The 2934-nt window shown below is 60.3% G+C and carries 4 protein-coding genes; 1 reads left to right on the top strand and 3 read right to left on the bottom strand.

Annotated features, from left to right (window positions below; translation table 11 throughout):
* Positions 1-144 precede the first annotated feature (144 nt).
* Positions 145-447 (bottom strand): hypothetical protein, encoded by a 303-nt coding sequence (locus GD1_RS24900; RefSeq protein WP_020794390.1) that lies wholly within the window; start codon positions 445-447, stop codon positions 145-147.
* Between the two features lie 339 nt (positions 448-786).
* Here GD1_RS24900 and GD1_RS24545 point away from each other — a divergent pair, with 339 nt between their 5' ends.
* Complete coding sequence (locus GD1_RS24545) at positions 787-1251, top strand: Hsp20/alpha crystallin family protein (protein ID WP_083534688.1); 465 nt, start codon at positions 787-789, stop codon at positions 1249-1251.
* A 705-nt stretch (positions 1252-1956) separates the two neighbouring features.
* Here the strand turns inward: GD1_RS24545 and GD1_RS23790 are convergent.
* Together GD1_RS23790 and GD1_RS23785 are read right to left on the bottom strand one after the other, a co-directional pair.
* Complete coding sequence (locus tag GD1_RS23790; RefSeq protein WP_020791966.1) at positions 1957-2211, bottom strand: Txe/YoeB family addiction module toxin; 255 nt, start codon at positions 2209-2211, stop codon at positions 1957-1959.
* Positions 2212-2472 (bottom strand): type II toxin-antitoxin system Phd/YefM family antitoxin, encoded by a 261-nt coding sequence (locus tag GD1_RS23785; protein ID WP_053778889.1) that lies wholly within the window; start codon positions 2470-2472, stop codon positions 2212-2214. It abuts the gene before it with no gap.
* Between the last annotated feature and the right edge of the window lie 462 nt (positions 2473-2934).

Raw genomic sequence — 2934 nt, 5'->3', positions numbered from 1 at the left:
TGAGGAGCGGAGCGACGAGGCGTGTCGAAATCTCCGGCGGCTGATGTCGGGTGGTGGGCACAGGTCGGAGGTGGGTGCGTTCCGGCGTGACGTTGCAGAGGTTTCGACGGACGGTCGGCCTCGCTAGCAGTCCCGCGATACCGTCTAGGGGAGTCGGTGCAGGATATAGATTTCCAGAGCGGTGGAGCCGAATGCGATGGCAATCGCGGTGAGCACCGCAGCGGGGGTTGAGCCGGTGAGGATGAGAAGAACGGTGACGGCGAATCCGATGGTCGCCAGGAGTGCGGCAAGGAGCGCATCCAGGGGGTCCCACCGTTGCCGCTTCTCCCACGGCGGGGTGTACGGCGGGTGCGCGTGGCGGCGCGACTTCGCCGGCAGTAGGCGACGCCGCGGTAGCGCGAACCGATGTGTTCGGTGTGGGGAAACGGTAGCCAGGGCTGGCCTCATCGAATCGCTCCGTGCCGCAGATCGTGGGTGTGGTGTCGGTGATCTCTGCCCAACTGGCCCGGGTCGCTGGTGGCCATCACAGTAGCCCACCAGTGATGCAATGGCGATGGTTCTGGCCAGGTGACCACCATGTCAAGAGTCGGGTCTTCGTGTCCAGTCATGCTGCCCTCCTTGGTATTTGACACGTGACTCGGCCATCAGAAGCAGGCACCCCTGTTTTAGCACTCGATGTGGCTGAGTGCTAGCGCACGGGGGATTGTGGTGCTATTTTGGTGTCGTACAGCGTGAGCTGCTCGTCAACGGGTGGCGGGCAGCCTGATGTTCAGGAGGTGAGTAGCTGTGCTTCGTTTTGATCCGTTCAACGATGTCGATGCTCTGGCTCGTGGATTGATGACCGGTGCTGTTGCCGGTACAGCGCGCACGCCACGATTCATGCCGTTGGATCTGTACAAGGTCGACGATCACTACATGTTGGTCGCTGATCTTCCTGGTGCGGATCCTGGTTCGATAGATGTGGCTGTCGATAATGGTGTGTTGACGTTGTCGGCGCAACGCAGTGTGCCTACTGATGAGGGGGTGCAATGGTTGACCAGTGAACGGTTTTCCGGCACCTATCGGCGGCAGTTGTCTCTCGGAGAGGGCATCGATGTGGCCGGTATTGCCGCCACCTATGACAATGGTGTCCTGAGTGTCACGATCCCGGTGGCAGAAAAGGCTAAACCGCGCAAGATTACGGTGGAGGCTACCGGCGGGCCTCAGGCTATTACCGGTGGGCCCCAAGATATTCCGAGTGAAGCATACTGACATCCCTGGTCGGTGGGGGCCGAGGACCGACGAAGCCTCGGCCCCCATGGCACCGTCGCCGATTTCGTGACCGTGAGGAGGGTCAAGTCATGATCGCTACTGCGCTTCGGGAATCAGATCGACCGTTGGTCAACGATGCTGACTGGATCGATCAACAGATCGCGGTGGACCTATTCTCTGACTGGGATGACTATCCACGTACGCAGCGTCACCACCGGGGGTTCGGAACTGGCGGCGAGGTTTCCTCGCCGCCATAACATCTCCAGCGATAGCCTCTGCTGAGGAGTGGGTGCGTGGCAGGGTCATCGTTCTGATCGTTGAGGTCGAACAGTGGCTGGCCGGGTACCGTGAATCGACAGTAGCCAGCCCCCAAGTCGCTGATGGCGGTGGCAGTCGAAGAGCAACATCTCGCACACAATGCGATGCCGCGCACCACTCACCCCAACCCACCACCAATAACATGCGCAGATCGGGATGGTGTGCGCATGGGGCGAACTATTCGACAGAACTGGGAGTGTGGCAACGGGCACCCCCGGTTAGCGTAGGGGTCCTCGACAGCAATCTCTCCGGGTTGCTCTGGTGGCCGAGTAATTGTGGCCCCCAGGGCAACTCGGTGGTAATCGGTCGGTAGATGAGTTCGTGTTTGTAACGTGCTCTGAGAGTGTGGCTATTGCGTCTGCGTGGTGTGCGATCTGCTGTTCATGGTTAGTAGTGGTAGCGGGCCTGCAGGATGATCAAGTCTTCGCCGTCAACCAGGTAGACGAGCCGGTGTTCGTCAGTGATGCGCCGTGACCAGGCGCCTTGGGCTCCGTATTTGAGTGGTTCAGGTTTTCCGATCCCGGTGAATGCATCGCGCAAACACGCATCGATCAGGGTGTTGATGCGTTTGAGTAGTCGCCGGTCGGCAGTTTGCCAGTGAACGTAGTCTTCCCACGCGGACTGGTCCCAGACGAGACGCACTTAGGCGTCCTTGTCAGCTCGGTCCAGCTCATGGGCTTCGACCTCGCCCGCGGTAGCACGCGTGTAGGAGGCCAACAATCGACGCGCATTGGTCGGTGAGCGAAACAGGTAGGCCGTTTCCTGCCATGCGGCGTATTCGTCGGCCGACATCAACACTGCGTTACCCCTCCGGGAGACGATTTCGATCGCGTCGCGGTCATTATTGACTTGCTCTATCAGGGGGAACAGCAACTTCCGTGCTTCGCTGGCACTGATCGACATAACACCCTCCATCCACTAGTGGTACCGAAACATGGTACCACTAATCCTGGGGGCGACCACGAAGAGGCTTGTTCCCACTGGCCACCCATCATCACCGCGCCGACGTGGTAGTGGACCGATCGCGCCACGCTGCATCAACCGGGGAAGATGCCGATGACACCGACTGTCAGGATCTTGTGGTGGATGGCTATCGTCACCTACCAACGGTGGAGCCACTGATAGATATGCGCCGCGACCAGCCCGATAGGACTGAGGCGATGCTCAGGGCCCTGTTTCCGGTTGCTTCCGTGACCACCGCGTACACGCCAGCCGGCACTCCGGGCTGGGCTGCACTCGAGATCAGCCGAACCGAGCCGCTCATTGAGCTCGCGATGGTGTGCACCAGCATTCGGCGTAGCGTAAGTCCATGAACGAGCCCGATGTGGAACGGCCTGCGCCTCAGACCAGTGTGCCCCCAGGCGA

This window comes from Gordonia desulfuricans NBRC 100010 (genome assembly GCF_001485495.1).
GTDB lineage: Bacteria > Actinomycetota > Actinomycetes > Mycobacteriales > Mycobacteriaceae > Gordonia > Gordonia desulfuricans.
Note: the sequence above shows the minus strand (reverse complement) of the source record. Positions and strands in the feature narration are given on the sequence as shown.